27 protein-coding genes and 2 tRNA genes are annotated in these 24993 nt (G+C 60.0%); 16 read left to right on the top strand and 13 right to left on the bottom strand.

Annotated elements, in window-relative coordinates; genetic code table 11:
- The first annotated feature begins 3 nt into the window (after window positions 1-3).
- Both KR49_RS13760 and KR49_RS03430 read left to right on the top strand, forming a co-directional pair.
- The gene (locus KR49_RS13760; protein WP_156957086.1) at window positions 4-561 is read left to right on the top strand and encodes a hypothetical protein; all 558 of its coding nucleotides are present in this window, start codon (window positions 4-6) and stop codon (window positions 559-561) included.
- Between the two features lie 343 nt (window positions 562-904).
- A complete protein-coding gene (locus tag KR49_RS03430) occupies window positions 905-4654 on the top strand; it encodes an Ig-like domain-containing protein (RefSeq protein ID WP_084187943.1) in 3750 nt (1249 codons plus the stop codon).
- Window positions 4655-4776: 122 nt separating this feature from the next.
- Here KR49_RS03430 and KR49_RS03425 read toward each other — a convergent pair whose 3' ends face one another.
- From KR49_RS03425 to KR49_RS03405, 6 genes are all read right to left on the bottom strand, one after another.
- Window positions 4777-6336: an AAA family ATPase gene (locus KR49_RS03425; protein ID WP_156957085.1), complete on the bottom strand. Its 1560-nt coding sequence runs from the start codon at window positions 6334-6336 to the stop codon at window positions 4777-4779.
- 211 nt (window positions 6337-6547) lie between these two features.
- Entirely contained in the window at window positions 6548-6862 is a 315-nt protein-coding gene (locus KR49_RS03420) for a hypothetical protein (protein ID WP_043696656.1), read from the bottom strand.
- Between the two features lie 431 nt (window positions 6863-7293).
- Window positions 7294-7367, bottom strand: a tRNA-Pro gene (locus tag KR49_RS03415).
- A 30-nt stretch (window positions 7368-7397) separates the two neighbouring features.
- Window positions 7398-8552, bottom strand: coding sequence for an NAD(P)-binding protein (locus tag KR49_RS03410; protein ID WP_043691626.1), 1155 nt, complete (start codon window positions 8550-8552; stop codon window positions 7398-7400).
- Window positions 8553-8733: 181 nt separating this feature from the next.
- Window positions 8734-8874, bottom strand: a complete 141-nt coding sequence (locus KR49_RS13755; protein WP_156957084.1) for a hypothetical protein — start codon at window positions 8872-8874, stop codon at window positions 8734-8736.
- A gap of 136 nt (window positions 8875-9010) precedes the next feature.
- A tRNA-Lys gene (locus tag KR49_RS03405) sits at window positions 9011-9082 on the bottom strand.
- An 84-nt stretch (window positions 9083-9166) separates the two neighbouring features.
- On the opposite strand from KR49_RS03405, the gene KR49_RS03400 reads away from it, so the two are divergent.
- The 7 genes from KR49_RS03400 (at window position 9167) to KR49_RS03370 (ending at window position 14821) form a co-directional block, all read left to right on the top strand.
- Window positions 9167-9673, top strand: a complete 507-nt coding sequence (locus KR49_RS03400; protein ID WP_043691624.1) for a gamma carbonic anhydrase family protein — start codon at window positions 9167-9169, stop codon at window positions 9671-9673.
- Window positions 9674-9854: 181 nt separating this feature from the next.
- Window positions 9855-9977, top strand: coding sequence for a photosystem II protein Y (locus tag KR49_RS03395; RefSeq protein WP_043696653.1), 123 nt, complete (start codon window positions 9855-9857; stop codon window positions 9975-9977).
- Between the two features lie 33 nt (window positions 9978-10010).
- Window positions 10011-11384, top strand: a complete 1374-nt coding sequence (gene trmFO / locus KR49_RS03390; protein ID WP_043691621.1) for an FADH(2)-oxidizing methylenetetrahydrofolate--tRNA-(uracil(54)-C(5))-methyltransferase TrmFO — start codon at window positions 10011-10013, stop codon at window positions 11382-11384.
- Entirely contained in the window at window positions 11381-12346 is a 966-nt protein-coding gene (locus KR49_RS03385) for a cation transporter (protein ID WP_043691618.1), read from the top strand. The genes trmFO and KR49_RS03385 overlap by 4 nt, the downstream gene beginning before the upstream one ends.
- A 23-nt stretch (window positions 12347-12369) precedes the next feature.
- The gene (gene crtH, locus KR49_RS03380) at window positions 12370-13926 is read left to right on the top strand and encodes a carotenoid isomerase (RefSeq protein ID WP_043691615.1); all 1557 of its coding nucleotides are present in this window, start codon (window positions 12370-12372) and stop codon (window positions 13924-13926) included.
- A gap of 59 nt (window positions 13927-13985) precedes the next feature.
- Window positions 13986-14270, top strand: a complete 285-nt coding sequence (locus tag KR49_RS03375; RefSeq protein ID WP_043691612.1) for a hypothetical protein — start codon at window positions 13986-13988, stop codon at window positions 14268-14270.
- Between the two features lie 5 nt (window positions 14271-14275).
- A complete protein-coding gene (locus KR49_RS03370; RefSeq protein WP_173402120.1) occupies window positions 14276-14821 on the top strand; it encodes a hypothetical protein in 546 nt (181 codons plus the stop codon).
- Here KR49_RS03370 and KR49_RS03365 read toward each other — a convergent pair.
- Window positions 14793-15503 carry a response regulator transcription factor gene (locus KR49_RS03365; protein ID WP_370594043.1) on the bottom strand — a complete coding sequence of 237 codons (711 nt, stop codon included), beginning with the start codon at window positions 15501-15503 and terminating at the stop codon, window positions 14793-14795. The genes KR49_RS03370 and KR49_RS03365 overlap by 29 nt on opposite strands.
- A 131-nt stretch (window positions 15504-15634) precedes the next feature.
- Here KR49_RS03365 and KR49_RS03360 point away from each other — a divergent pair, with 131 nt between their 5' ends.
- Window positions 15635-15907: a DUF6761 family protein gene (locus KR49_RS03360; protein ID WP_043691603.1), complete on the top strand. Its 273-nt coding sequence runs from the start codon at window positions 15635-15637 to the stop codon at window positions 15905-15907.
- On the opposite strand, the gene grxD is transcribed toward KR49_RS03360, so the two are convergent.
- The 4 genes from grxD to KR49_RS03340 are packed head-to-tail and all read right to left on the bottom strand — an operon-like array spanning window position 15908 to window position 17790.
- Entirely contained in the window at window positions 15908-16231 is a 324-nt protein-coding gene (gene grxD, locus KR49_RS03355) for a Grx4 family monothiol glutaredoxin (protein ID WP_043691600.1), read from the bottom strand.
- 12 nt (window positions 16232-16243) lie between these two features.
- A complete protein-coding gene (locus KR49_RS03350) occupies window positions 16244-16492 on the bottom strand; it encodes a BolA/IbaG family iron-sulfur metabolism protein (RefSeq protein ID WP_043691597.1) in 249 nt (82 codons plus the stop codon).
- Window positions 16493-16526: 34 nt separating this feature from the next.
- A complete protein-coding gene (locus KR49_RS03345; RefSeq protein ID WP_043691594.1) occupies window positions 16527-17060 on the bottom strand; it encodes a hypothetical protein in 534 nt (177 codons plus the stop codon).
- A gap of 28 nt (window positions 17061-17088) precedes the next feature.
- Window positions 17089-17790 (bottom strand): 1-acyl-sn-glycerol-3-phosphate acyltransferase, encoded by a 702-nt coding sequence (locus tag KR49_RS03340; protein WP_173402157.1) that lies wholly within the window; start codon window positions 17788-17790, stop codon window positions 17089-17091.
- An 81-nt stretch (window positions 17791-17871) separates the two neighbouring features.
- On the opposite strand from KR49_RS03340, the gene KR49_RS03335 reads away from it, so the two are divergent.
- Genes KR49_RS03335 through KR49_RS03315 form a run of 5 tightly spaced genes read left to right on the top strand, consistent with a single transcriptional unit; the run spans window position 17872 to window position 23229 of the window.
- The gene (locus tag KR49_RS03335) at window positions 17872-18621 is read left to right on the top strand and encodes a pyridoxine 5'-phosphate synthase (RefSeq protein WP_043691591.1); all 750 of its coding nucleotides are present in this window, start codon (window positions 17872-17874) and stop codon (window positions 18619-18621) included.
- Complete coding sequence (locus KR49_RS03330; RefSeq protein ID WP_043691588.1) at window positions 18618-18938, top strand: MgPME-cyclase complex family protein; 321 nt, start codon at window positions 18618-18620, stop codon at window positions 18936-18938. Before KR49_RS03335 ends, KR49_RS03330 begins: the two co-directional genes overlap by 4 nt.
- Window positions 18938-19261, top strand: coding sequence for a hypothetical protein (locus KR49_RS03325; RefSeq protein ID WP_043691585.1), 324 nt, complete (start codon window positions 18938-18940; stop codon window positions 19259-19261). Before KR49_RS03330 ends, KR49_RS03325 begins: the two co-directional genes overlap by 1 nt.
- A 54-nt stretch (window positions 19262-19315) precedes the next feature.
- A complete protein-coding gene (locus tag KR49_RS03320; RefSeq protein ID WP_043691583.1) occupies window positions 19316-19993 on the top strand; it encodes a metallophosphoesterase in 678 nt (225 codons plus the stop codon).
- The gene (locus KR49_RS03315; protein WP_043691580.1) at window positions 19987-23229 is read left to right on the top strand and encodes an exodeoxyribonuclease V subunit gamma; all 3243 of its coding nucleotides are present in this window, start codon (window positions 19987-19989) and stop codon (window positions 23227-23229) included. The genes KR49_RS03320 and KR49_RS03315 overlap by 7 nt, the downstream gene beginning before the upstream one ends.
- Before the next feature lie 118 nt (window positions 23230-23347).
- Here KR49_RS03315 and KR49_RS03310 read toward each other — a convergent pair whose 3' ends face one another.
- The gene (locus tag KR49_RS03310) at window positions 23348-23788 is read right to left on the bottom strand and encodes a low molecular weight phosphatase family protein (protein ID WP_253912808.1); all 441 of its coding nucleotides are present in this window, start codon (window positions 23786-23788) and stop codon (window positions 23348-23350) included.
- A gap of 121 nt (window positions 23789-23909) precedes the next feature.
- Complete coding sequence (locus tag KR49_RS14075; protein WP_162176146.1) at window positions 23910-24107, bottom strand: hypothetical protein; 198 nt, start codon at window positions 24105-24107, stop codon at window positions 23910-23912.
- Window positions 24108-24258: 151 nt separating this feature from the next.
- Here KR49_RS14075 and KR49_RS03305 point away from each other — a divergent pair, with 151 nt between their 5' ends.
- Entirely contained in the window at window positions 24259-24993 is a 735-nt protein-coding gene (locus KR49_RS03305) for a phycobilisome rod-core linker polypeptide (RefSeq protein WP_253912852.1), read from the top strand.

Genomic DNA, 24993 nt, shown 5'->3' with positions numbered 1-24993 from the left:
GGCATGAAACGCCTCCTGTTGCTATTGCCGCTGCTGGCAGCAGCTCAACCAGTTGAGGCGAGCATCTACGCCGATTTATTTGCGCGCACTGTTACCGGAAGAAATGACGGTTCAGCTGACCTTGTAATTACTGACGGCACAGAAAATGTGATGACGGTCTCAGAAGCGGCAAAGACACCACCGGGGACAACGGGAATGAAACCCAATGAAAAACTTACCGTCCCAATGAACCGGGCCGGTTTCAGGTATTACAACAATCAATTCAAAAGATTGCAGTCCTTGAAATTAGAAACACTAAATACCCGCTCCCTTCAGAAGGGAGGTGACAACAGTTGGAATTCAAATCAATGCCCACCAGGAAAAAGGGTGTATCGAAAAACAGCTTTGTTTGGCTTGATAAAAGGCAAAGAGATTTGCCTCAGTGATTATGAGGCAGAGTCATTGCGCGCTAGACAGCTTGAGAGCTTTCAGGAAAATATTAGAAACATGGAAACTCAACGCAGGCTTGAAGACATAGAAAGACAGGTGAGATTCAACGGTTTCCCAGCAATTATACCGTAGACAATCTTAATCACGAAAGCTAGGCAGAACAAAATGATGCAGCTGCTCAAGGATTCCCGATAACAGCTTCTCAGTTTCTGAGCGATCTGCTGCGTCTTACTGCTTCACCAGTGCTGCAGTACATGCGGTTTTTGTGTTGGTTTTGCAAGATAAGGGAGGCCAATCTACCCAGGGGCCCTTGCTGGTGAAGCAAGCCTCAATTGGATCATCTGAGATACTTGACAGTGAGTCACGACTCGCGCGAAAATAATAGTATTCGCTTTATGGAAATCGACAAAATGTAGAGATATACTGGATCTTCCAGCTTTCGAATTCTCGAGACTTGCGCAGGGCTCAGTGTTTCATGGCTAAAAATTCAGCAAGAAAATCAGTGCATCTAATAGATTCGATTCCATGGTGGAATCTAGTTTTTAGAATCTCTGAGTGGAGTGGCTATGCAAATTCTGCCTCCCATGCTTCGCCCTGCATAGCGGATTGTGCATATAGCGATCTAGATATAGCAGCCAAGAACAGTGATAGTGATATCTTGCTCCTTGGGCACGCAAATAATGTATCCTTACAATTAGAAAATGGCAATTTACCTGAACAAGTTGCTGACCATATTGATGCAGTTGCATCAGAAACTTCTTCGCCGAGAGTTGCGATAGCCAGCGATGATATCACTCTAGGAATTGATGAAACAGCCGTAATCACCTTCACTCTATCGGACGCCTCCACTGATTTTAGCGTCGAAGATATCTCCTCCAGTGGTGGCGCTCTGAGTAACTTTGAAGGCAGCGGTAATTCCTACACAGCAACATTCACGCCTACTGCGAACAGCACCAGTCAAGGTGTTATCTCCGTCGCTGCCGACACTTTTAAAGATTCTGCTGGTATAGCTAACAGTCAAGGCGCCAACATTGCTATTACGGTCGATACACAGGCGCCAACAATTGCTCTTTCAACAAGCTGGCACAACAACATCCTGACGCCAGGAACCACTGAAACTATCACCTTCACACTGTCAGAGAATTCCGAGAACTTTACGCTGGAGGATCTAACCGTAAGCGGTGGTGAGATGATTAACTTCACCACCAACAGCCCCACGGAGTACACGGCTGTTTTCGTGCCGGCAGAGCAAAGCGTTACCACTGGTATGGTCGCTGTGGCAGCCGGAAGTTTCTCCGACTCTGCTGGCAACGTCAACAGCGACGGTGCGTCAGTCTCTATGCGGATCGACACGGTCGATCGCACCGCACCAACGGTGACGATATCCACCAACACTCAGCAACTGGGCGTGGGTCAGACGGCAACCGTCACATTTACTCTCTCGGATGCATCATCTGACTTCACGGCAGAAGATGTGACCGTGAGCGGTGGTGAGCTGAGCAATTTTGAAGGAAGCGGGACGTCTTACACAGCAACCTTCACGCCAACGGCTAACAGCACCACGGATGGTGTTGTCTCCGTGGCTGCTGACAGCTTCACGGATGCCGCTGGCAACAAGAACACCGGAGTGGAGAGCATCACCTACAGCGTGAACACGATCCCGCCGGACACCACAGCACCAACCATTGAAATCACCACAAGTGATGATTCGTTGATCGCAGGTGAAACTGCTGGCATCAACTTCACCCTCTCGGAAGCTGCCACAGATTTCGCTGTGGGAGACGTGAATGCCAGCGGCGGTGCCCTTAGCGATTTTGCTGGCACAGGGGCTGCCTACACAGCGACCTTCACGCCGGCAGCCAACAGCACCGCTGATGGTGTGATTTCAGTTGCAGCCGAAGCTTTCACCGACGCAGCTGGTAATGCCAGCAGCGCTGGCTCGGTGACCATGACGGTGGACACAGCAGCTCCAACCATCACCATCACAAGCGACGACACGTCACTGACGTTTGGTGAAACGGCCGAAATCAGTTTCAACCTATCGGAAGCGTCCACAGATTTCGCACTCGAGGATGTGACTGCCAGCGGCGGCGCCCTCAGTAATTTTGCGGGCACAGGGGCTTCCTACACAGCAACCTTCACGCCGACACGCAACAGCAGCGCTGATGGTGTGATTTCAGTTGCAGCAGGGGCTTTCACTGACTCAGTCGGACATGCCAGCGCTGTTGAAGTCTCAGTAGCAATGGCAGTGGACACCTGGCCTCCAGCGCCAAGCCCAATCCCAGCGCCAAGCCCAAGCCCAGCGCCAAGCCCAAGCCCAGCGCCAATTCCTGTCCAAACCCCTACTCCTCTCCCCGAGTTTAAATATGAATTGTGGAATAATTACTTGTATGTCTATGAAGGTTCGACTGAGATACCGTCTGATGGGAGATTTAAATACAAAAATATTTTCAATATAAGCCTTCCCGACAGCTTAATCTCGATTGGCGATTCTGCCTTCGAAGGCAATCAATTGACAAATGCTCTGATTCCAAGCTCCGTAATATCTATTGGAGACAATGCATTTAAATACAATGACCTGTCTGAGATCCGTATTCCTGAAAATGTCATATCGATTGGTGATCAAGCATTTTATTGGAATAACCTAGAGCAAGCTTTTATTTCAGACTCCGTTGTGTCGATCGGGAATTCTGCCTTTGAAGGAAACAGCTTGATAGCAATAACACTCCCTAATTCAGTTAGATCAATTGGCCATTCTGCCTTTAAGGGCAACGATTTGACGGAAATTGATTTACCCAGTTCTGTCACCTTTGTCGGCATGGGCGCCTTTGAAGGAGGTGAATTAAAAAAACTAGCCATCCCGGGTTCCATGGAGATAGTGGATAATTATGCTTTTTATAAAAGTGGCCTAGATAAGGTCACCATTCCAGATTCCATATCATCAATTGGCATTGGCTCTTTTGCAGGAAACCACCTAAAGGAGGTTGTCATTCCAGACTCTATTAGTACCATTGGAGAGATTGATTCTAGTGATAAGTGGAATGAGCTCGCCCAATTTTTTATCCCCGACACTTGGATGTCAATGGGCGCATTTGCTCATAATTTAATAACATCTCTCGACATTCCCGACTCTGTCGTTTCGATAGGTGACTACACTTTTTACGGTAACAATTTAAAAGAAGTTGATATACCTAGCTCGGTATTGGCGATAGGCAATTCCGCGTTTGAAAGCAATGAGCTTTTGCGGCTCGCTATTCCAGAATCCGTTATTAATATTGGTGATTACGCATTTGCAGAGAATAGCCTAATAGAGGTATCAATCCCGAACTCCGTCGTCTCGATTGGTGACAATGCATTCGTAGGTAATGGATTAACGAGAGTCGTGATTCCCGACTCAACTCTTTCGATTGGTGACAACGCTTTTAAAGGCAATCCTATTGCTTCAGTTGAACTGCCATATCATCATAAAGATGACATTCCGTATTCAGCCTTTCCAGAAGGGGCTTCATTTTCAATAAGGCAGACGACCACATTGCCCGGGCCAATTGCCAAGAACTATGTTTCCGCTGCACCGCCTATAAGAGAGGATGAAATATATAGTGGAAAAATCTTCGGGGATATTTATTCCGAACTGGTTAAGTATAAGGGCTATCCTGACTCCGAGTTTGACGCATCTAGCTTTCTCTTGAAAACTGTCTCATTAGGTGAATCAGAGGCTCTGCTGACTGCGGAGCAGGCTGGAATCAGTTTTTCTGCAGATGGTCTCGTCACGATAGATACGAGAGGTGCTCCCTATCAGAGTCTGAACGAGGGAGAAGTTATTGATGTCGTTGTTGGATTCATTGTTACTGATAGCTTTAACAGGAGCGATGAGGGCTCGATAACATTCAGGGTCCAAGGACGAGCTGACGAGGTGGTAAATCCGACTGGAAGCCAAAACGAATTTGGTTTTACCGGCAACGATCAGATTTCAATAGGATCTTTTCAGTCAAGAGATGTATTGATTGGCGATATTAATGGTAGTGGGCAGCATGAGGTTTCAGATGCGATTATGGTTTTACGACATATTGTTGGGCTTGAAGATCGCCTCGCTGAATTTCCAGGAGTTGATCCGATCACTCTAATGGATGTTGATGGCAATGGTCAGGTAGGGGTCTCGGATGCAATTACAATCCTGCGGGCAATTGTTGGTTTGCACGAACTTGTTTCCTCAGTTCAGGTATAAAAATGAGGAGGTACTTCAAGATCTTGTTTGCAGAGCCCAATTCAGCGGCAGAATTGAGCTTCCAGATGCGGTGAGTCTGCCATGTCTGGGAGATTTCTCCTTTCAACAACCGGTTGTACCGGTTAGACCGACGCTTTCGGTACACGGCTGGGTTCAATCTTGGCTTGCGTTACCCGATCAACCAGGTTGTCAGTTTTACCGGTCAAACCGGTGATTGATTCTGGTGCGGCTGGCGTGGCTTCAACGTCAACAACCGGTTCTTCCGAAATCTCCGATTTCAATGGGAATAAGGGCAGTACGATATCTACCGGGCGGTAGAGCTTCGCTGGCTTGCCTCCCTTGGGTCCGGCGGGTCGCTCACCAGCGCGCTGCAGTAGGTGCTTGCGATCCAGAGCGGTGATCGTCTCTGCCGCTCGGTTCGGCATGCAGTCCAATGCGTCTGCGAGGTGAACTGCATCCATGCCGCGGTGGGTGGCTTTCCAGTGATGTGCCATATCCCGCAAAGCTTGGTGTTGTCGGTCTTCCAGCTTGTCGATCACCTCTTGGATGGCTTGGGCCTGAGCCACCTCCTCGCCGCTGCCATGGCAAATCCAGCCCGCATCGGTCTGCTCAATCACCATGTCGAGAGGCATGTCCTCTCTGCCCTCGGTGCTGAGCTTCAAACGGTTGTCCCGCGGTGCCAGCGGGTTGCCGCTGTTGTCTTGGCACCAATTCAATGTGATGGTCTGAGACACAGCCCCAGGAAGTGCATTGCTGCCGCGGCTGGCTTCTGAAGCTCTAGTGCCACCACCCTTTTTGCTGTGATGGATGAGGGCAATGGTCGGGTGATAACAAGCCGTCGCCTCTTGCAGGTCAAGCAGTGGATCGGCGAAAGATGCATCCTTCTCCTGCAGGCCCATCTGAGCCGTACAGGCGTGATAGCTGTCGATTCCAACAATCAAGTTGGGATGCTTTCTGCAGTAACCGGCGATAGTTTCGATGCCCTCGTCGTCAAGGTGCAGGGGAGCACCTTTGTGAAACAGCGCCACAATGCAGTCCCACATATGGTTGTCACAGGTGAGGAGGCCCGCGAGTTTCAGGCACTTGGCCCAGTCACGTTCGGGTTGATCAGACCCGACGATCAGAAACTTTGGTGGCTCTCCGCGGTGAAGCCGTCGGCCAAGAAACTCGTCTCGACCATGTGCCAATGCTCCGAACAGTGATGTCACCAATCTGGTCTTGCCTAGCTTTGGTGCTGCGGTGATCAGGTTTGTTACACCGCGAATGAACACACCATTCCACAGCCAAGGGGCATCACTGATGTGAAGCTGGCCTCCTTGCTCGATTGGACCGGCAGGACTATTCAGTGCGCGGCGCGCATCCCATAACATTCGCCGAAGCTCTGCTTCTTGGAACCGATGAATAGCTTGGTTGTCGCTTAATGCCCTGAGATGCGCGAGGCGATCTTGTGAGGTGATCTCTTCGTCCTGGACGATTTCCATTGCCCTTGCGCGGAGCATCTTTAGATCAGCAGCAGGATCAGCTGATCTGTTGTTCTGCTGTGTGGCCTGCCGAGCGCGTTCCATTGCGATGCCCTCTTGGAACGCCACTTGTTCTTCTTTGGTGCTGAAAATTGGAGTGTTCATTTCTGAACCCTCCGCGCGCACTGTTCCCAGATCAGGGCAGCCATAGGGAACCGACAATCGTGTGCTTCTGCAATTCGCTGGTAATGCTCGGCTGACCAGCCTTGCTCTCGGCCCTGCCTCAGCAGGGCACTGGTATTGGAGACATCAATGTCTTGCCAGGGCCAAGTTTCTCTGGACTGAATGGACGCAGCTTGTCCGTTTCTGGACTCGGCTGTAACATTCAGTAGATCGTTTTGTGCTTGGCCCCCTGTTGATGCAGGGGGTTTTTTCATGCCTGCACCTCTTTGATGATTTGGTTCCGGTAGTTGTCTCTGTAGCTTTCAATTGTTTGACTGCGCCGTTTGAGTAGTTCTTCTCGGCGCTCATCTTCCGATTTGACAGCCTCAAGAGTGCGGCGTCGCTGCATCTCTCGAATTGATGGAATGTTGTAAATGACTGGCCCACCAATTGCCCCCGTCGCGTAAATCCAGTGCGTTCCAGGGTCCAGCCTGCGCTGACGGCGCATGCTACGAAGGGTGCTTTGTTTGACCGATAGCAACTTTGCTGCTTCGGGCTCATGCACCCATTCCTCAAAATGAGTCATCTTGCTGAAAGAGGAGCAAACCCAGTCGGAACCCCAGTTCTCGCCCACTGGTTTAACCGTCCTTTCTGACTGACAATTCTCCTCAGGACAGGGACTCGTCACGTCCGAATCTGCTCTGTGACTGCTCTCCCTCTTGTCAGGGTCACGGGGGCACAGTCAGACCCCGCGGTTTGCATTCCTACCGGGAGGCCAACAAGAGCCTTAACCCAGCGTGAACTGAATAGTCAGAAATTCCAGCAATGCTTGAAAAGAGCCTTACACGCTTTCCGATTCTGTCAAGAGGTCCTACCTGCTGCCCGCAAAGTTGTGTGCAAAACCCTGTTGGCGCCGTGATCTATGCACACATTTTGCACACATCCGTGGCTTTTCAATAAAAAACCGCCCCACTAGGGGCGGCGAAGATGTCAGCTGGGGACTGACTTCATTAGGCATCGGGGAGACAGGATTCGAACCTGCGGCATCTTGCTCCCAAAGCAAGCGCGCTACCAAACTGCGCCACTCCCCGGCGCTTTTCCATTGTAAGTGTCAGTGGCGATCAGGCTCCCGGCTGCAGGAGTTCCGCCAGTGCCACGCCGCTGCGGAGAGCCCCCTCCGCCCGGCCGAATCCGGCTCCTTCAATCCAGTCACCGCAGAATCCAATGTTGCTTGCCATGCACCACTGCAGCGATGTCGGCAGCGGATGGTTCAAGGGCTGCGACGCACCCCAGCGCATCACGCCCAGGCTTCTGGCCTGAGGCCACTGACGCATCAGCGCAGGAAAGGCTTTCAGGAGTTCGGGCAGCAGCTCCATCAGCCGGTGTTCCTCTCGTTTCAACAGTGCCGGCTGACTGGACGGCGTGATCGGCTCGCCGGAATCCAGGCCGTGCACCACAACGCCGAGACCTCCATCGCTCTGCGGATGCACCACAACGCGTTCCACCTGCCAGCGGCGTTGTGCCTCCGGTGTCAGCAGGATCTGGCGGGGCAGGGGGGCGTTGCGATCATCCTCTCCAGGAAGTTCCAGCATCAGGTTCCAGCGCACGGCCGCGCGGCTGCCTGCCAGCTGTTGAAGCACCCGATCCAGATCCGGATCCTGATGGGCCGGGATGGCGGAACGCAGCGGCACATCCGGCCAGGCGAGCATCGCAAGAGAACGGGGGTGGGCCAGCAGCGTTCCGCTCATCACCAGGATGCGCGCCTCCACCGCTGTCTGTCGTGTGTCGTCCATCAGCAGCCAGTGGCCGCCGGTGTGCTGCAGCCAGCGCACCCGAAACCCGAAGTTGCGCTCGAGGCTTGGACTTGCCTGATCCAGCAGCCCCTCGCAGAGGTGGGCCATCGTGGGCTGTCCCCGATGCCAGGCGCCTTTGTCGCTGTGCTCCTCGGGAGCATCCACCATCTGGCCGGTGGCATCCAGTCCTGTGATCCATCCCCATTCGCGGCGCAGCGTGCCTTGCTCCCGCAATGGCCGCAACAGCTGTTCCACCCCATCGGGCAGGTGCTCCGACAGCTGCAGCCCGGGAGCGCCATGGTCGAGTCGCCAGGCGGGGTTCTCTCGGCGACGACGGGTGGCCATCCGACCGCCGGGTCCTCGCCCGGCCTCCACTACGGCGGTTGTCCCTTCAAATCCCTGCTGATGCAGCCTTGCCAGACAGGCAGATCCCGCCAGCCCCGCACCGATGACGGCCAGATCAACCTTCGACCGGTCTGGCATCAGGTCACATCCAGTACTTCTCGGCCGCTACACGGGAAAACAGACCCCCCAACAGGGCCAGCAGCAGAGTCAGTCCAAAGAAGATGAAGTAAGCCATCCGGCAGACCCTGCGATGGGTACAAATGCTCGTGTGTCATAACAGCGGATCGTTGGCCTGCAAGGTCGGATCAGCTGCCGGCGATCACCGCCGGAGACGCATTCCTTCATCGTCACCGTCGTCAGCATCACCGGCACGATCACCGAAAACCTTTCCCAGCGCACGTTCGTGAACCGAGCCAGTGGCTTCCGGGTCGTTATCGATAGCGATCAACAGGCCCGCCATCGGTGATTCACGCTTATTGATCTCGCATCAGTTGGGGCAGATCATCCCGGGCAAGCCGGCTCCATCCGGGACATGATCGCGAAACGCCGTTCCGTCAGGCGGACGGAGGCCTTCTGCTCGATCATGCGGAAATGCATGGGTCGCCTGAGATTCGAACTCAGGACCAGCCGGTTAAAAGCCGGATGCTCTACCGCTGAGCTAGCGACCCGCCCTCTGGGGAATGCCATTTCAGGCACCAATGGACATTATCACCGTGGCTACCGGGAGACTGGGGCTTGTCCCTTGAGCGTTCATGACCGTCTCCTCTCCCTGGCCGGCACCGAGGATCGACCCAGGGGCCTGGGTGGCGGCGTCAGCTGTGGTGATCGGCGATGTGGAGATGGCAGCCGGCAGCAGCCTCTGGCCGACAGCCGTCGCACGCGGTGACCTGGAGGTCATCCGCATCGGTGCCTACAGCAATGTGCAGGACGGTGCCGTGCTGCATGGCGATCCAGGTCAACCCGTGGTCATTGGAGCGGAGGTGACCGTGGGCCATCGGGCTGTGATTCACGGTGCCACCCTCGAGGATGGATGTCTGGTGGGCATCGGTGCTGTGGTGCTCAACGGTGTGACCGTCGGCGCCGGTGCCCTGGTGGCAGCCGGTTCCGTGGTGACCAAGGATGTTCCGGCCCGCACGATGGTGGTGGGTATTCCGGCTCAGGCCAAGCGGGAACTGGCGGATGAGGCTGTGGCGGAGCAGCGGGCCCATGCGCGCCGCTACGCCGAGCTGGCCGGCCGCCATGCCGCGCTTCAGGGTTGATTGCTGCGAAATCGATCAGCTTCCTTCCAGGAGCGCCCGCAATCCGTTCACGGTCCGTAAGATCGCCGGGCATCTAGCCCCACTCATGAGCTTCGTCCGAGTCGCCATCGGCCTGGTCCTGATCCTCGCGATCGTCGGCTACTCCGCCTTCAGCGTGATCACCACCGGTCAGGTGCTGGGCATCGACGCGCGTCTGTTCCTGGTGGTGGCACCGGTTCTCGCCGCCGTGGGCTGGGCGGCCTTCAACATCGGCCGTGCCGCCGTCGGTCAGCTGCAGCTGTTGCTCAAGCGCAGCCGCGCCTGATCCTTAGGGTGAAGGCTGAAAGAATTCAGCCGCTTGACTGATCAGCCAGCCGTGATCACCGTTCTCGGGGCTGGTCTGGCCGGCACCGAAGCGGCCTGGCAGGTCGCCGCTGCAGGTGTTCCTGTGCGGTTGGTCGAAATGCGGCCGATCCGACGATCACCGGCCCATCACAGCAGCGATTTCGCCGAGCTGGTCTGCAGCAACAGCTTTGGTGCGCTCAGCAGCGATCGTGCCGCAGGCCTGCTTCAGGAAGAGCTCAGGCGTCTGGGCTCGCTCGTGATCGGCACAGCCGATGCCCATGCGGTTCCAGCCGGAGGAGCTCTTGCGGTGGATCGCGGCCGGTACAGCGCGGCGCTCACGGAGGCCCTGGATCAGCATCCTCTGGTGACCATCGAACGGAGGGAGCAGCAGGCTCTCCCAGCCGATGGCGAGATCACGGTGATTGCCACCGGTCCGCTCACCAGTGAACCGCTGGCGCAGGATCTGAGGTCGTTCACCGGCCGCGCCGACTGTCATTTCTTTGATGCCGCCAGCCCGATCGTCCACGGCGACAGCATCGATCTCACCGTCGCCTTCCGCGCCAGTCGCTACGACAAGGGCGATGCCGACTACATCAACTGCCCCATGGACAAGGAGCAGTACCTCGCCTTCCGCGAGGCGCTGCTGGGGGCGGAGCAGGCTGAGCTCAAGGATTTCGACAAGGAGGAGGCCACCTTCTTCGAGGGATGTCTGCCGATTGAGGAGCTGGCCCGGCGCGGTGAAGACACGATGCGCTATGGCCCCCTCAAGCCGATCGGGTTGTGGGATCCCCGCTGGGGCGATGTGAACGATCGGGATGTGCGGCGAGCCAAGCGGGCCTACGGCGTGGTTCAGCTGCGTCAGGAGGACAAGGACGGACGCCTGTGGAATCTGGTGGGGTTCCAGACCAACCTCAAGTGGGGGGAACAGAAGCGGGTGTTGCAGATGATCCCTGGACTTGAACAGGCCGAATTCGTTCGCTTCGGGGTGATGCACCGCAACACCTTTCTGGAATCTCCGCAGCTGCTGACGCCCACCCTGCAGTTCCGCAGCAGGCCATCGTTGCTCGCGGCAGGCCAGATCACCGGCACAGAGGGCTATGCCGCCGCCGTTGCCGGCGGTTGGCTGGCGGGCACCAATGCCGCCCGTCTGGCCCGCGGTCTGGAGACGATCGATCTGCCGCCCACCACCATGAGCGGTGCACTCACCCACTTCGTGAGCGAAGCGCCGACGGCGAAGTTTCAGCCGATGCCCCCCAATTTCGGTTTGCTGCCGGATCTGCCGGAACGGATCCGCGACAAGCGGGCCCGTTACGGCGCGTACCGGGATCGGGCTCTCGCGGATCTGGAACGGGTTCAGTCCCAGTTGCTGCATCCCCTCCTGGCATGAGCGACGACGCGCTGGCCCGCCGCATCGAACAGCGCTCCCTGCGCTTCGGCATCGGCGCCAACGCGGTGATGACCCTGGCCGGTTTTGTGGCTCACGTGCTCACCGGATCCTCAGCCCTGCTGCTGGATGGCCTCTATTCGGCGGTGTTGGTGGGCTCCTCGCTGATCGCCAGCCGCATCAGCCGCAACGTGGTGCGGCCGCCGGATCGCGCCTGGCCCTATGGCTATGAAGGTCAGGAAGCTCTGTATGTGCTGTTCCGCTCCCTGGTGTTGCTGGGAGTGATCGGCTTCGGGCTCAGCAGCTCCTGCGGCACCCTTATCGACTGGTGGCGGGGTGCAGAGATTCCTCCACTCACCCTCGAGCCGGTGGCCGCTTACACCGTCGCGGTGACGGGCCTCTGCTGGCTGCTGTCCTGGCGGCATTTCCGTGACTGGCGGCGCACCGGTCGCATCTCGCTGCTGCTTCTCACGGAAGCGCGCAATGCCCGCATCGATGCGCTGATCACAGCTTCCACAGGTCTGGCACTGCTGGCGACGCCGTTGCTTCAGACCACGCTTCTGGCTCCGCTGGCTCCGATCACCGATGCGCTGCTGGTGCTGGCGGTGAGTGGGGTGCTGCTGAGGGAGCCGCTGCAGGCGCTGCGGGATGCTCTGAGCCAGGCTGCCGGTAAGGCGGCCGATCCTGGGGTGCTGCAGCGCACCCGACAGGTGCTGATGCAGGAACTCTCCGGGCTTTCGCTGCAGATGATGGATTTCACCGTGCAGCAGCTGGGCCGCACCGCCTTCGTGGTGGTGTACATCAACCCCCTGGAGCCACTGGACAGTGCCACGGTGGACGGGCTCCGCCATCACATCGATGCGCGCTGCAGCAACGAACTGGGACGGCCGGTGCGCGCTGAGGTGATTCTCACGGTGATGCCTCCGATCCACCGGAGCGACCCTGAGCAGCAGCCCGCCCCCTAGCGTCAGGCGGTCGAAGCGGTGTCATGAGCGAGCAGCAGCACTGGGATGCCGTGGTGATCGGCGCCGGCATCGGTGGTCTGGTGACCGCCAGTCAATTGGCGGCCAAGGGGGCGAAGGTGCTTGTGCTGGAGCGCTACCTGATCCCCGGTGGCAGTGGTGGTGCCTTCCGACGCAAGGGTTACACCTTTGATGTGGGGGCTTCGATGATCTTCGGCTTCGGTGAGAAGGGTTACACCAACCTGCTCACCAGGGCTCTGGCGGATGTGGGGGAGCGTTGCGACACCATCCCGGATCCAGCCCAGCTGGAGTACCACATGCCCGGTGGGCTGCAGATCGCCGTGGATCGCGATTACGAGCAGTTCATCGCCGATCTCTCCAGCCGTTTTCCGCATGAAGCGGAGGGCATCCGCAAGTTCTATGACGCCTGCTGGCAGGTGTTCAACTGCCTCGATGCGATGCCGCTGCTGTCGCTGGAGGACCCGGCTTATCTCACCAAGGTCTTCTTCAAGGCTCCGCTGGCCTGTCTCGGCCTGGCCCGCTGGCTGCCCTTCAACGTCGGGGCGGTGGCACGCCAGCACATCAAGGACGAACAGCTGCTGAAGTTCATCGACATCGAATGCTTCTGCTGGTCGGTGATGCCAGCGGATCGCACCCCGATGATCAATGCCGGCATGGTGTTCTCCGATCGCCATGCGGGTGGAATCAACTATCCCAAGGGCGGCGTCGGCGTGATCGCCGAGAAGCTGGTGAAGGGTCTGGAGCGCCATGGCGGGGCCATCCGCTACAAAGCTCGCGTGAGCGAGGTGCTGCTCGAGAACGGCGACGCTGTGGGTGTGAAGCTCGCCAATGGCGAGATCATCCGTGCGAAGCGGGTGATCTCCAACGCCACCCGCTGGGACACCTTCTCAGGATCGGCCGACAGCTCCGCCCGGGCCGGTCAGGCTCTGGTGGACGAGCACCACACCCCCCGGAAGGAACAGGTCTGGCGTCGGCGTTATGTGCCCTCCCCCTCCTTCCTGTCCCTGCATCTCGGGGTTCGGGCTGATCTGATCCCGGCGGGCAGCCATTGCCATCACCTGCTGCTGGAGGACTGGGAACGGATGGAGGAGGAGCAGGGAGTGATCTTCGTGTCGATGCCCTCGCTGCTGGATCCTGACCTCGCCCCGCAGGGGCACCACATCGTGCACACGTTCACCCCCTCGTCGATGGAGGCCTGGAAAGGGTTGTCGCCATCCGAGTACCGCCAGAAAAAGCAAGCGGATGCAGCGCGGCTGATCCAGCGGTTGGAGGCGATCCTTCCAGGACTGGCCGGTGCCATCACCCATCAGGAGATCGGTACCCCCCGCAGCCATCGTCGGTTCCTCGGCCGGTTCCAGGGCAGTTACGGCCCGATTCCGGCGATGCAGCTGCCTGGTCTGCTGCCGATGCCGTTCAACCGCACCGGAGTGAAGAACCTCTATTGCGTGGGAGATTCCTGTTTCCCAGGCCAGGGGCTGAACGCCGTGGCATTCAGTGGCTTCGCCTGCGCCCATCGTGTCGGCGCCGATCTGGGACTGAACCCCTGGGCGCTGCCGGCTTGAAGGAACAGGGCCTGCGAAGCCGCCCAGCTGCCTAGCTTGGCCTGCATCGGGCTCCTGTGATGCCGTTCGACTCCTCGCCCTCCGCTGCCGATCTCGCCCGTTATCTCGAGCAGCGGGGTGATCTCAGCAAGCCCTGGTATCTGCAGATGCTGCGGCTGCAGAAGCTCAAAGAGACCAAGGGGGAGATGGATCCTCAGGACTACATCGAGCGGATTCAGGAGGCCCATGGTGATCTGATGCGACTGGGTCAGGTCTGGAAGGGCCGTGAAGCGGAGTTGTTCGAGGGGACCGATTCACCCACCGGCGGGAACGAACCGCTCCCAGGCTCACCCGACGATCGTTGAGCCCCATGGAACGCTTCCGACTCTCTCCACTGATCCGATTCACGCTGCTCAGCCTGTATGCGGCCCTGGTGCTGCCTCTGCCGCTGCTGGCTCCAGCCGAGCTGCGCTTGTGGATGGTGGTGGGGCTGCTGGTGGGACTGGTGCTGGTGCTCGGGTTGCTCAGTGAGCAGGTGGAAACCGATGACGACGGCATCCGGGTTCGTTATCCGGCCTGGATCCGCTGGCTGTTGCGTCGGGGTTGGGTGATGCGCTGGCAGGACATCCGGGATCTGGTTCCGGTGGGAACCAGTCAGGGGGGAACGGTGTACTACCTCAAGGCGGCGGACCTACGCCATCAGTTACTGCCGCAGCGCATCGACCGTTTCGATCGGTTTCTGCAGCTGCTGAGCGAACGAACGACCGTGAAGACGGCTGGCATCGGCCGGTTGACCCCTCCCTGGACCTATCAGGTTCTCGCTGTGATCTCGGCAGGGATGGTGCTGATGGAGGCAACGGCTGCTTTCGCCATCAGCAGCGGCTGGATCAGCCTCCCGGAAGGCTATCCAGGCTGAAACGGTATCCGCGTTGACGAACGGTGGTGATGCCGCCGCCTTCGCCAAGCCCAGCCTGCTCAAGCTTGCGGCGCAGGGTCAGAACCTGGGTGTCCACCGATCGAGGACCTCCACTGAAGGGAGGCCAGGCCATGCGCAGCAGTTCCTGGCGGCTGCGGACAAGCCCGGGGGGCATCAGAAGAGCGCAGAGCAGGGCGAATTCCCGGGGGCTCAGCTCCACGGGCTGGTCCCGCAGGGTCACCTGACGCAGCAGCAGGTGCACCTCGAGTGGGCCGACAGTGACGCGTTCCTGCAGGCCGCTGTGGCCACGCTTCAACAGGGTGCGGCAACGAGCGGCGAGTTCCTCCAGGCCGAAGGGCTTGCGCAGCACGTCGTCGGCTCCGTCGTCCAGCAGGCCCACCACAGGTTCAGCCCCACTGCGGGCCGTCAGCACGATCACCGGGCAGCGCAGCTGTTCTGAGAGCCGCAGCGCTGAGCTCTGCTCCAGCAGTTCCGCGCTCACCAGCAGATCAGGCGACTGGTCCTGGCAGACCTCGAGAGCCTCGGCCGCCTTGCCGACCGCTGCTGTCAGGTGACCGTCCTGGCGCAGGCGCTGCACTAGCACGGTGCGCAAAGTCGGGTGCGGCTCCACCACGAGGACTCGGGATGGCTCCTGGCCGGTCCCTGAGGTCTGCATCGCCATGGATGCCAGAGAGGCATCGCTGGCGTCAGCCGTGATGTCGCGGGGTGTTGAAGTCACGGGTCTGACGTAAGCGCGCTTACGCTAAGCCGAAATTCCTGGCACGCTGGTAACAGAGGCAGCGGTCTCTTCTGATGACGGCACTTGAGGATCCCGATTCCATCCGGCATTTCCAGTCCCTGTGCGATGCCTGCCAGGAGCTGACACACCGTTATCACGGGCCTTCCGAGCTGCGTCTCTATGCCGATGGCTACCTCCATGCCCTGCGTCGCACCGGTGCATTGGATTCGCGTCAGCAACACCGTCTGGAGCAGCTGATCGAGCGCTGGATCATGGATCCCTCAAGTTTCATCGGACCCGACGGGGATGTGAGCACGCTGTACATGCGGCATCCCCAGGGCTACTGATCAGCTGGCAAGCGCCACCTCGAGTTTTTCCTTCAGCTCACCGGCGTTGTACATCTCGATCAGGATGTCCGAACCACCCATGAATTCACCCTTCACGTACACCTGAGGAATCGTCGGCCAGCTGGAGAATTCTTTGATTCCCTGACGGATCTCCATATCAGAGAGAACGTCGAAGGTCTCGAAACTCACCCCGAGGGAGTGGAGGATCTGAACGACATTGTTGGAGAAGCCGCACTGGGGCATCAGTTTTGAGCCCTTCATGAACACGAAGACCGGGCTTGATGCAATCAGTGTTTCGATGCGGGAGCGGGTGGAGTCGTCCATGGAGAGAGCGTGTCAGTCGGTGGGTTGGTCTGCGGGCACTGTGGTGTTCAGTGCCAGGGCATGAATCGCCTCGCTGGCCAGCTCCTGCTGCAGAGCGGCATACACCATCTGGTGCTGACGAATTCTGGACAGGCCTGAGAAAGCCGATGAGGTCACACTCACCTGAAGGTGATCACCACCCCCAGTGAGGTCCTCCACGGTCACCACAGCATCGGGGATGGCCCGCTGAATGGCTGCTTCGACGGCGGCCGGCTGAACCATGGGGGGAGAAAGACCTGAAGACGATGCTGACAGATCAGTTGGCGCCTGCGGGGGAGGCTCCCTTGAACTCCGTGGTGGCGAATCCAAGTTCGACCAGACTCTGGTAGGCCTTCTGCCCCTGGCTTTGGGAGGGGGTCATCAGCTTGACGACTTCCACCAGAACAGGAACCGCCACCTCGGGTTGGTTCTGACGCCGGAACAGGGCCGCCAGGCGCAGGTTGGATTCGGCCAGCAGTCCGAGAGCTTCACGGCCCTTGCTGTCCATTTCACGAGGAATGCGGGCATCAAGGCCGCGGAACGCACCGCTGAGGTCGCGGTAGAAGCCCAGAAGCTGCTTGGAGGCCTTGCGGGCGTTGTCGTATTCGCTCCTGGCAGTGGCGAGATCACCCCGTGATGCTGCGGCGTCGCCGCGGGCGATCATGGCCCGCACAGCATTCGGATTGAAGCCGCTTTCACTCTGCGCCAGAACGCGGGAGCTGGCCTCAGGTGACTGGGCAAGAACCGGAGATACGGTCAGCCCAAGGCTTGCCAGCAGGGCGGTGGCCGTCAAAAGTGCACGACAACCCATCGGGGCGGCGAAGCGGAGTTGGCGGACTTTAAAAGGATTGCAAGGGCCGACCCACTGCTGCACGGGCCGCTTGTTCAGCCGCATGCATCCGCTCGGCCAGCTGTTCGTTGAAGTGGCGGCTTGCACCGCGGTCGGTGGTGTCGGGCACGCTCAGGGGTGCGCCGAAGCACAGAGCGGCCCGGCTGAGTGGACGAGGTGGCGCCTGGCTGTATCCGAGTCCGATTGGAATGACCGGGACCGTTACGCCGCGGCGCTGGGCCAGCTGGGCGAGCCTCACCAGACCCTGGTGAAGCTTGATGGGTTGATCCTGGCGCTTGATCTGGCCTTCCGGAAACACCACCAGCTGCTGACCGGCTGCCAGCAGGTCGATGGCGAAGCGCAACGTCGTCATCGACGGACGACCCTGATCCACCGGAAAACAGCCCAGTCGCTGGAGGAACCAGCCCTGCACCCCCTTCATCTCAGTTGTCGTGACCATGAAGCGGCAATCCCGTCCGGTGACCCTTCGTCCAGCGGCCATCGGCAGCATCAGGGCATCCCAGCGGGCGCGGTGTGTCGGCGCCAGCAGCACCGGGCCTGACATCGGCAGATGCTCCGGGTTGAGCACGATGCGTTCCCGGAACTGCAGCGGCAGGGCGAGATCCTGCGTGACAAGCATCGCCAGCGGGGCCCAGAACGGATCGATCCCCACCTTCAGGACGGATTCGCGAAGAGCTGAGGCCGCGGGCAACGGGCTGGCGGAGCGCAACGGTCAGCGAACTTAATCGGACCCTCCGCTCTGCATAGGATCCAGCCTCAATGTGTTGCTCGGATGGCCAGCCTCGGGGTCAATATTGATCACATCGCCAACATCCGCCAGGCTCGGCGCACGGTGGAGCCGGATCCCGTTCCCATGGCTCTGCTCGCGGAACTGGGTGGCGCCGATGGCATCACCGTGCATCTGAGGGAGGACCGTCGGCACATTCAGGACAGGGATGTGGAGTTGCTGCGTCACACGGTGCGCAGCCGGCTGAATCTCGAGATGGCGGCCACTGCTGAGATGCAGACGATCGCCCTGCGCATCCGGCCGGACATGGTCACGCTCGTTCCGGAACGGCGTGAGGAGGTGACCACGGAAGGGGGGCTGAACATCGTCGGACAGACCCCCGATCTGAAGAGGCTGGTGGAGCGGCTTCAGGACGAGGGCATCCCCGTGAGCCTGTTCGTTGATCCTGATGCGGAGCAGCTGGAGGCCTGCCGGACCTGCGGAGCCCGATGGGTGGAACTGCACACCGGGGCCTATGCCGAGGCGGACTGGAATCGCCAGCCCATCGAGCTGGCCCGCATCCAGGAGGGCTGCACCATCGCCCGTCAGCTCGGGCTGCGGGTGAATGCCGGTCACGGCCTCACCTATCAGAACGTTGAGCCTGTTGCTTCGATCGCCGGCATGGAGGAGCTCAACATCGGCCATACGATCGTGGCCCGTTCCGTAGCCGTCGGACTGCAACAGGCGGTGCGCGAGATGAAAGCTCTGATTCAGAATCCGCGACACGATCCCCTGTTCGGACAAGCTCCCGGATGAGCAAATACCACTTCGTCGCTGCCAGTGAACGGTTCCTCACCGAGGAGGAGCCCCTTGAGGAGGTGCTCAGGGAACGGCGCCGCAATTACGCCGAGACCGATAAATCCGTCGATTTCTGGCTCGTGCGCCAACCCGCTTTCCTGGCGGCACCCGAGTTCGCCTCGCTCACTGCGCAGCTGCCACAGCCTTCTGCGGCGGTGGTCTCAACGGATTCGACTTTCATCACATTTCTGAAGCTGCGTCTGGAGTACGTGCTGGTGGGCAGCTTCGAGGCCCCCTCCACCGAGATCCCTGACGCTCTGGCCAGCAACGCCTGATGAATCTCAGTTCCTTACCCGTTCCGCAACGGATCGCCCTGCTGGTGAAGGCTCTCGACGGTGCGGAGAAGACCAACCGTGCTCTCGCCACCTGCGCTGACGCCGACGCCATGGTGGAGATCCTGCTCGGGGCTTCAGCCAAGCTCGGTCTCGGGCTGACCCGTCGTGATCTCACCGAAACTCCACCGATCCGCGACTGGATCTGGTTCAAGAACAACGATCCCCTGATCACCGTGGGGGATGCCAAACCGCGGTATCGCCGGGAGCAGCCCACGAAGCCGGAGCCTGATGCTCCCCGCCGTCGCTTCCTCGGGCTCTTCTGAGCCTGACAGGTGTGCGGTTGCTGATCAGAATCAATACTCTGCCCGGTCGATCCTTTGCCAGCCCCGCGTCAGCACCACTGGGTCATCGGTGATGTTCACGGCTGCGATCGATCCCTGGTGTCCTTGCTGGCGGTGTTGCCCTCTGACGATCATCTGGTCTTCTGCGGGGATGTGATCAATCGAGGTGGGGGGATCGAAGCCGCGATGGATCTGGTGTGGACCCTGGTGAGGCTGGGGCGTGCCACCTGGCTGCGCGGCAATCATGAACAGGACCTGATCGATGCGCTGGAGTCGAGCGGCGACGGCTCCGCTGAAGCCCTGTTCAGCCAGGACACCGTCCGCCAGCTCGGGGAGCGACGCACCCGCTCCTGGCTCGATCGCCTTCAACAGTTGCCGTTGAAATACAGCGCTGAAGGCTGGAGTGCCACGCATGCCGGTTTCAACAGCGACGGGCAGCCCGATCTGTCGATCCGGGAGCCCTTCTGGGAGTCCTATGACGGCCGCCACGGGCGGGTGGTGATCGGCCACACTCCACGGCCAACGGTGGAGCGCCATCCGAGCATCGTCCTCGTCGACACCGGTGCGGTCTACGGAGGCCTCCTCTCGGCTTATTGCCCGGAGACCGATGCCGTGGTGCAGGTGCAGGGATCCGGAGACGGATGCCTCTTGCCACGGCCTGATGATCCGCATCGCGTTCCGGACGTTCTGGCCGGGGATGCCACCAGTTGCTGACGCTCTATCGCAGCAACCGCGCGGAGTTTCTCGCTGCGCTTCTGGCCCGTCAGCTCAAGGAGGAGTGTCCCGGGCCGATGGAAACGGTCGAGGTGATGGTCAACACCTGGCCCACCAGCCGCTGGCTGGGGGAACAGCTCGCTGCCGCCAACGGCATCAGCTCACTGGTGCGTTTCCCCTTCCCGGGCAGCCGGTTGCGCCAGCTGGTGCGTCTGGTGCTGCAGCTGCCTGCGGAGGAAGACGACCCCTGGCGGGCCGGACGACTCGTCTGGGTCGTCTTGGATCAGTTGCCGGCACTGCTCCGGGAGCCTCAGGCGGCTCCTCTGCAGCGCTGGCTGGAGAGACGGGAAGCCTCCGTTGAAACCCTGAGCCGCGACCGCTGGCAGCTGGCCCGCTCGATCGCCGATGCCCTCGATGACTATGCCCTCTATCGACCGGACACCCTCACGGCCTGGCGCCACGGGGATCTCAGGGCGCAGGCGGACTGGCAACCGCTCCTCTGGCGCCGCTTGGCTGAGGTGCTCCCCCGGGAGCCCTTCGGTCTGCAGGTGCGTGAGGCGGTGCAGCGCTTGCGGGAGGGAACGGTGCGCCGGGAGGATCTGCCCCGCCGTCTCCGCCTTTTCGGCATCAGCGCTCTGGCCCCTGTGCAGGTGGAGCTGATCCAGGCACTGTCGGGCTGGGTGGATGTGGAGATCTACCTGCTCACCCCCTGTCGCGATCTCTGGCAACGCTGCGGCAGCAGGCGTCTCGAGCTGGGTGCGGACTGGTTGGAGCCCCCGGACGGAACTTGGCTTGAGAAGGCTCCCCGGATGGAGGCCACCCTGGGCCGTATGGGGGCGGAGTTTCAGCAGTTGCTGGAGGGATCCGGAGAGACCCAGCTCGGGGAGGTGCGCACGGGGGATCTGTTCGCCGATGGCGTCAGCATCGCCGCTGCTTGCAACCGGCCGCCGACACTTCTCGAGCAGCTGCAGACCCAGCTTGCGGAGGCCGAAACGACGGATGCCGAGAGTCAGGCGACCACGCTGACCCTCAGCCCGAACGATCAGTCGCTGCTGTTTCAGTCAGCCCCCGGCCCCTGGCGGGAAGTGCAGCTCGTCCGTGATCGCATCCTGCAATGGCTGGCATCGGATCCGGAACTCGAGCCCAGGGATGTGCTGGTGATGACCCCCCAGATCGACCGGGCCGCACCGCTGCTGGCATCCGTGTTCAATGACCGCGGCGCGACGGGAGTGGACCTCCCCTGGCGCCTCACTGATCGCAGTCAGCAAAGCAGTCCGGGCCTGTCGATGGCCATGCTGGATCTGCTGCAGCTGGCCGGCGGACGTCTGACGGCCAGCGGCCTCGAGCGGCTCCTGGCCAACCCGGCGGTCCAGCGGCAGCAGGGGCTGTCGGCTGAGGAGAGCGCTCTGCTCACAGCCACCTTGCAGCGCAGTGGATTCCGTTGGGGCCTCGATGCCGATGAGCGGGGAGGCGATCCAACCCACAGCCTTCGCTGGTGTCTGGATCGCTGGCTGCTCGGTCTGGTGCTTCCCGATCAGAGAGGTCTGGCGCCCGGAGGTGTTGCACCGTTTCATCAGGATCTGGATCCGGATCAGCTGGCACGCTGGTGGTCCCTGCTGGATCGGCTGGCGGGGTGGATCGCTCAGTTGCGCCGTCCGCAGCCCTGTGCGGGGTGGGTGGAGCAGCTGCAACGTCTGCTCAAGGACCTCTTCGGGAACGGTGGCGCCTGGGAGCGGGAAGGACAGAGCTGGTTGGCGGCTCTGGAGGAGTGGCGCCGACGTGCCGAGACCTGCGAGCTCGACCTGGAGGCATCGGTGGTGTTTGAAGTGTTGTCTGAGGCTCTCTCGGTCGACAGCGGTCGCTTCGGTCATCGCAGCGGCGCCCTCACGGTCAGTGCCCTGGAGCCGATGCGGGCCATTCCCCACAAGGTGATCGTGCTGATGGGTCTGGATGGGCGGGATTTCCCGCGTCAGAGCAACCGACCGGGCTTTCATCTGCTGGAACAGCAGCGCCAGCTCGGCGATCCCCGCGGAGGAGATCAGGATCGCTACGTGCTGCTTGAGGCTCTGATGTCGGCCCGACAGCATCTCCTGATCAGCTGGTGCGGACGCAGCGAGCGCACGGGTGAGGAGCTGCCACCGGCGGCACCCGTTGACCAGTGGTTGCGATCGCTGAGGAGCCAGCTCTCCCCGGAGCAGGCGGAAGGACTGCTGCTGACGCCGCCTCCCAGTCCCCTTGATCGCGCCAATTTTCAGATCAAGGCGCCACTCAGCTGTGATCGCCGTCAGCTCGCGGCACGCCTCTGCCTGGATCAGCCACGCCCTCCCGCTCCGGAGGGACTGGCCTTGCCTCTGGTCTGGGATCCCCCCGAGCCCCCCGATCCGCCCGAGCCGACTGCGTTGCCGGTGGAGGAGCTGCTGCGCTGGATGATTCAGCCGCAGGCGGCCTGGTTGCGGCACCGCCGGCTTCATCCAGGAGAGGGGGTCGAGCCGGTGCGTGATCTGGATGATCTGGAGCTGGACGCCCTGCAGCGTCATGGCCTGCTGGAAGAATCCCTGGATCTGCATCTTCTCGGCAGGGACCGTCCCGATTGGTGTCGCGATCTGGAGGGCCGCGGCGTCCTTCCGGCGGCGGCAGGAGCCGCGCTGGAGCAGCAGGAGCTCCTGGATCGCTGGGCAGCACTGGCTGCTCAGATTGAACCCTTCGGCCCATGCCGTCGTGAACAGCGGCAGCTCGCCGGTGCTGCTGTCCCGCTTCTGTACGCGGGGGACACCCAGTTCGTGGTGCAGGTGGGACGGCCCGGCGCCCGCGGGGTGATGCGGGCATGGCTTCAGCATCTGCTGCTGTGTGCTGCCGATGACCCTCCGATGGGCACTGGAGTGGTGGGTCGAAGCAGCACGAAGGCAGGTGCGGAATTGCTGCTGCTCTGGGATCCTCTGTCGGTGGAGGAGGCTCTGACGATCCTCAGCGACCTGCAGCGTCTGGCGCAGGATGGCTTGTCGCAATGCTGGCCCGTGCCGCCGAAAAGCGGTTGGCAGATGGTCTGGCAGGAGCAGCGGAGGTGCGGCAGTGGTGAACAGGCATTCCGTCAGACCTGGCTGGACGAACGGGATTCACCGGCGATGCAACTCTGCTTCGGTGTTGAGTCGGACCCGGCTCTGCTGCTGCAGGCTCCCGGATTTGAGAACGCATCCCGCCAGCTCTACGAGCCGATTCTCCGCGCCCGCAGGACTTGAACATGAGGCAGATCCACTGCTTCACGAGCCAGTGGTCTGCCCTGCCGACGAAACCTATTCAGAACCTCCTGGTCGTGCTGCGGTTCCGACCCGCTTTCGACACCCAGTCAGCGGATGGTCACCGAGAGAGCTCATCGTGCAGCTGTTTCACCTGCTGCTCCAGCTGAACGATCGGGTCGCCAGCAGCCTCCTCACCGAGATCCTTCACGCCCCAGAAGCGGATCCTGTTCTCCCAGGCCGGAAAGCCTGAACGCACCATCGGCCGATGAGCAGCGGCATCCACCGCGATGATCAGATCTGCCTGCTCCAGATCCCTTTCCTCCACCTGGCGAGGCATCGGCTGAATGCCTGGATCAAGCTCGATCCCCCGTTCCCGCAGCGCCTCCAGAGCTTCCTTCGCCATCGGACCGACATTCCCGCTGGCGGGATCCACCTGCAAACCGGCGGAGCGCACCGTCAGCTCAGGGTTGCCCCGGCAGAGATGGCGCAGCAGGGCTTCGGAGAAGCGACTGCGGAAGTAATTGCCGGTGCAGAGGAACAGAACGTCGGTCACGGCCACGGTGGAGAACCTGTCGTCTTGTTCTGGCAAGACAGGTGCTGCCGGACAGTGCTGTTCAACACCGAGCTACCAGGGTGTTGTGGGTCATGAACCTGAATTTAAGGAAATAAAACATCAGCAATCACCGCGGATGTGAATTTTGTTTGACCAAAGGGAATGCCAGTTCATCTGCGACTACTTTCATGCCAGCGCCAATACCATCGCGGCTGCTCGAGTGTTCTTTGAGCGCCATCTCTTTGGCTTGGTATTCAAAGATCTGGACTCCTGCTCCGATGAACACTTCCTCGTCTCCAAAGTTCCGCTTCGGTGCTGAGTCCAAGAATGGACCGGTCAGCTTTGCAGCATCACAGACAAAAAGTATTGACTCGGCATTGACAAATGCCGAGTTCCGTCGTCGTGCCTGCAGTGGGATGTCACTTCCCTTCGGCCCTCGCGATCACAATGAGTGCCCCCACCGTGTCACCTCAAGGGTGTTGGCAGGCACGGATTCAGACAGTCTGGATCCGGTGATTGAGGCTGCTTACCGCCAGGTCTTCGGTAACTGCCATGTGATGGAACAGGAGCGATCTTCCACTCTGGAGGCACAGCTGAAGGATGGTCGTCTCTGCGTCCGTGACTTCGTGCGTGGTCTGGCCAAGAGTGAGTTCTACCGCGCTCGTTTTTATGCAGCGGTTCCCCCGACTCGTGGGGTCGAGCTCGCGTTCAAGCATGTCCTCGGTCGTCCGCCGCTCAGTCAGAGCGAAGTCTCCGGCTGCATTGAGCAGCAGGCCAGTGAGGGATTTGAAGCCGTGATCGACAGTCTTGTGGATTCCCCTGAGTACACCGAAGTCTTCGGAGCCGACACTGTTCCCTATGTGCGTGCCTTCACATCAGCCGGTGGCATGTCGATGATGAACTTTGTCAGGATCGCGGCGATGGAACAAAGCTTTGCAAGCAGTGATCGTTCCAGAGGCTCTGACAGTATTCTTCAGAACAATCTGGCATCAGGTTCGGTTCTTGAAATCAACGTCCCGGAGGCTCCTCTGTACATGAAAACTTCAATGTCCTGGTCCGGCGGCAAGCCTCCGGCGACCTATGAAAAGCTGTGGCGTGGTCTCGCTATCGTCGGAGGCGCTCACCTGGCGGGAATGCTGGTGAATGTGATGGCCCAGATGTTCGGTTACAACGGGCTCGATCGGATTCCTGCAATGTTCCTCGGGCTCTGA

This window comes from Synechococcus sp. KORDI-49 (genome assembly GCF_000737575.1).
In the GTDB taxonomy this organism is placed as follows: Bacteria; Cyanobacteriota; Cyanobacteriia; order PCC-6307; family Cyanobiaceae; genus Parasynechococcus.
Note: the sequence above shows the minus strand (reverse complement) of the source record. Positions and strands in the feature narration are given on the sequence as shown.

Excerpts from the sequence above, each read along its gene's own strand:
- KR49_RS03350 (WP_043691597.1), bottom strand. The coding sequence starts at position 16,492 with ATGGTTCAGCCGGCCGCCGTCGAAGCAGCCATTCAGCGGGCCATCCCC.
- grxD (WP_043691600.1), bottom strand. The coding sequence starts at position 16,231 with ATGGACGACTCCACCCGCTCCCGCATCGAAACACTGATTGCATCAAGC.
- KR49_RS03410 (WP_043691626.1), bottom strand. The coding sequence starts at position 8,552 with ATGCCAGACCGGTCGAAGGTTGATCTGGCCGTCATCGGTGCGGGGCTG.
- KR49_RS03420 (WP_043696656.1), bottom strand. The coding sequence starts at position 6,862 with ATGACTCATTTTGAGGAATGGGTGCATGAGCCCGAAGCAGCAAAGTTG.
- crtH (WP_043691615.1), top strand. The coding sequence starts at position 12,370 with ATGAGCGAGCAGCAGCACTGGGATGCCGTGGTGATCGGCGCCGGCATC.
- KR49_RS13755 (WP_156957084.1), bottom strand. The coding sequence starts at position 8,874 with ATGGCGGGCCTGTTGATCGCTATCGATAACGACCCGGAAGCCACTGGC.
- KR49_RS03360 (WP_043691603.1), top strand. The coding sequence starts at position 15,635 with ATGACGGCACTTGAGGATCCCGATTCCATCCGGCATTTCCAGTCCCTG.
- KR49_RS13760 (WP_156957086.1), top strand. The coding sequence starts at position 4 with ATGAAACGCCTCCTGTTGCTATTGCCGCTGCTGGCAGCAGCTCAACCA.
- KR49_RS03330 (WP_043691588.1), top strand. The coding sequence starts at position 18,618 with ATGAGCAAATACCACTTCGTCGCTGCCAGTGAACGGTTCCTCACCGAG.
- KR49_RS03385 (WP_043691618.1), top strand. The coding sequence starts at position 11,381 with ATGAGCGACGACGCGCTGGCCCGCCGCATCGAACAGCGCTCCCTGCGC.
- KR49_RS03430 (WP_084187943.1), top strand. The coding sequence starts at position 905 with ATGGCTAAAAATTCAGCAAGAAAATCAGTGCATCTAATAGATTCGATT.
- KR49_RS03375 (WP_043691612.1), top strand. The coding sequence starts at position 13,986 with ATGCCGTTCGACTCCTCGCCCTCCGCTGCCGATCTCGCCCGTTATCTC.
- KR49_RS03325 (WP_043691585.1), top strand. The coding sequence starts at position 18,938 with ATGAATCTCAGTTCCTTACCCGTTCCGCAACGGATCGCCCTGCTGGTG.
- KR49_RS03345 (WP_043691594.1), bottom strand. The coding sequence starts at position 17,060 with ATGGGTTGTCGTGCACTTTTGACGGCCACCGCCCTGCTGGCAAGCCTT.
- KR49_RS03335 (WP_043691591.1), top strand. The coding sequence starts at position 17,872 with ATGGCCAGCCTCGGGGTCAATATTGATCACATCGCCAACATCCGCCAG.
- KR49_RS03400 (WP_043691624.1), top strand. The coding sequence starts at position 9,167 with ATGACCGTCTCCTCTCCCTGGCCGGCACCGAGGATCGACCCAGGGGCC.
- KR49_RS03365 (WP_370594043.1), bottom strand. The coding sequence starts at position 15,503 with ATGGCGATGCAGACCTCAGGGACCGGCCAGGAGCCATCCCGAGTCCTC.
- KR49_RS03370 (WP_173402120.1), top strand. The coding sequence starts at position 14,276 with ATGGAACGCTTCCGACTCTCTCCACTGATCCGATTCACGCTGCTCAGC.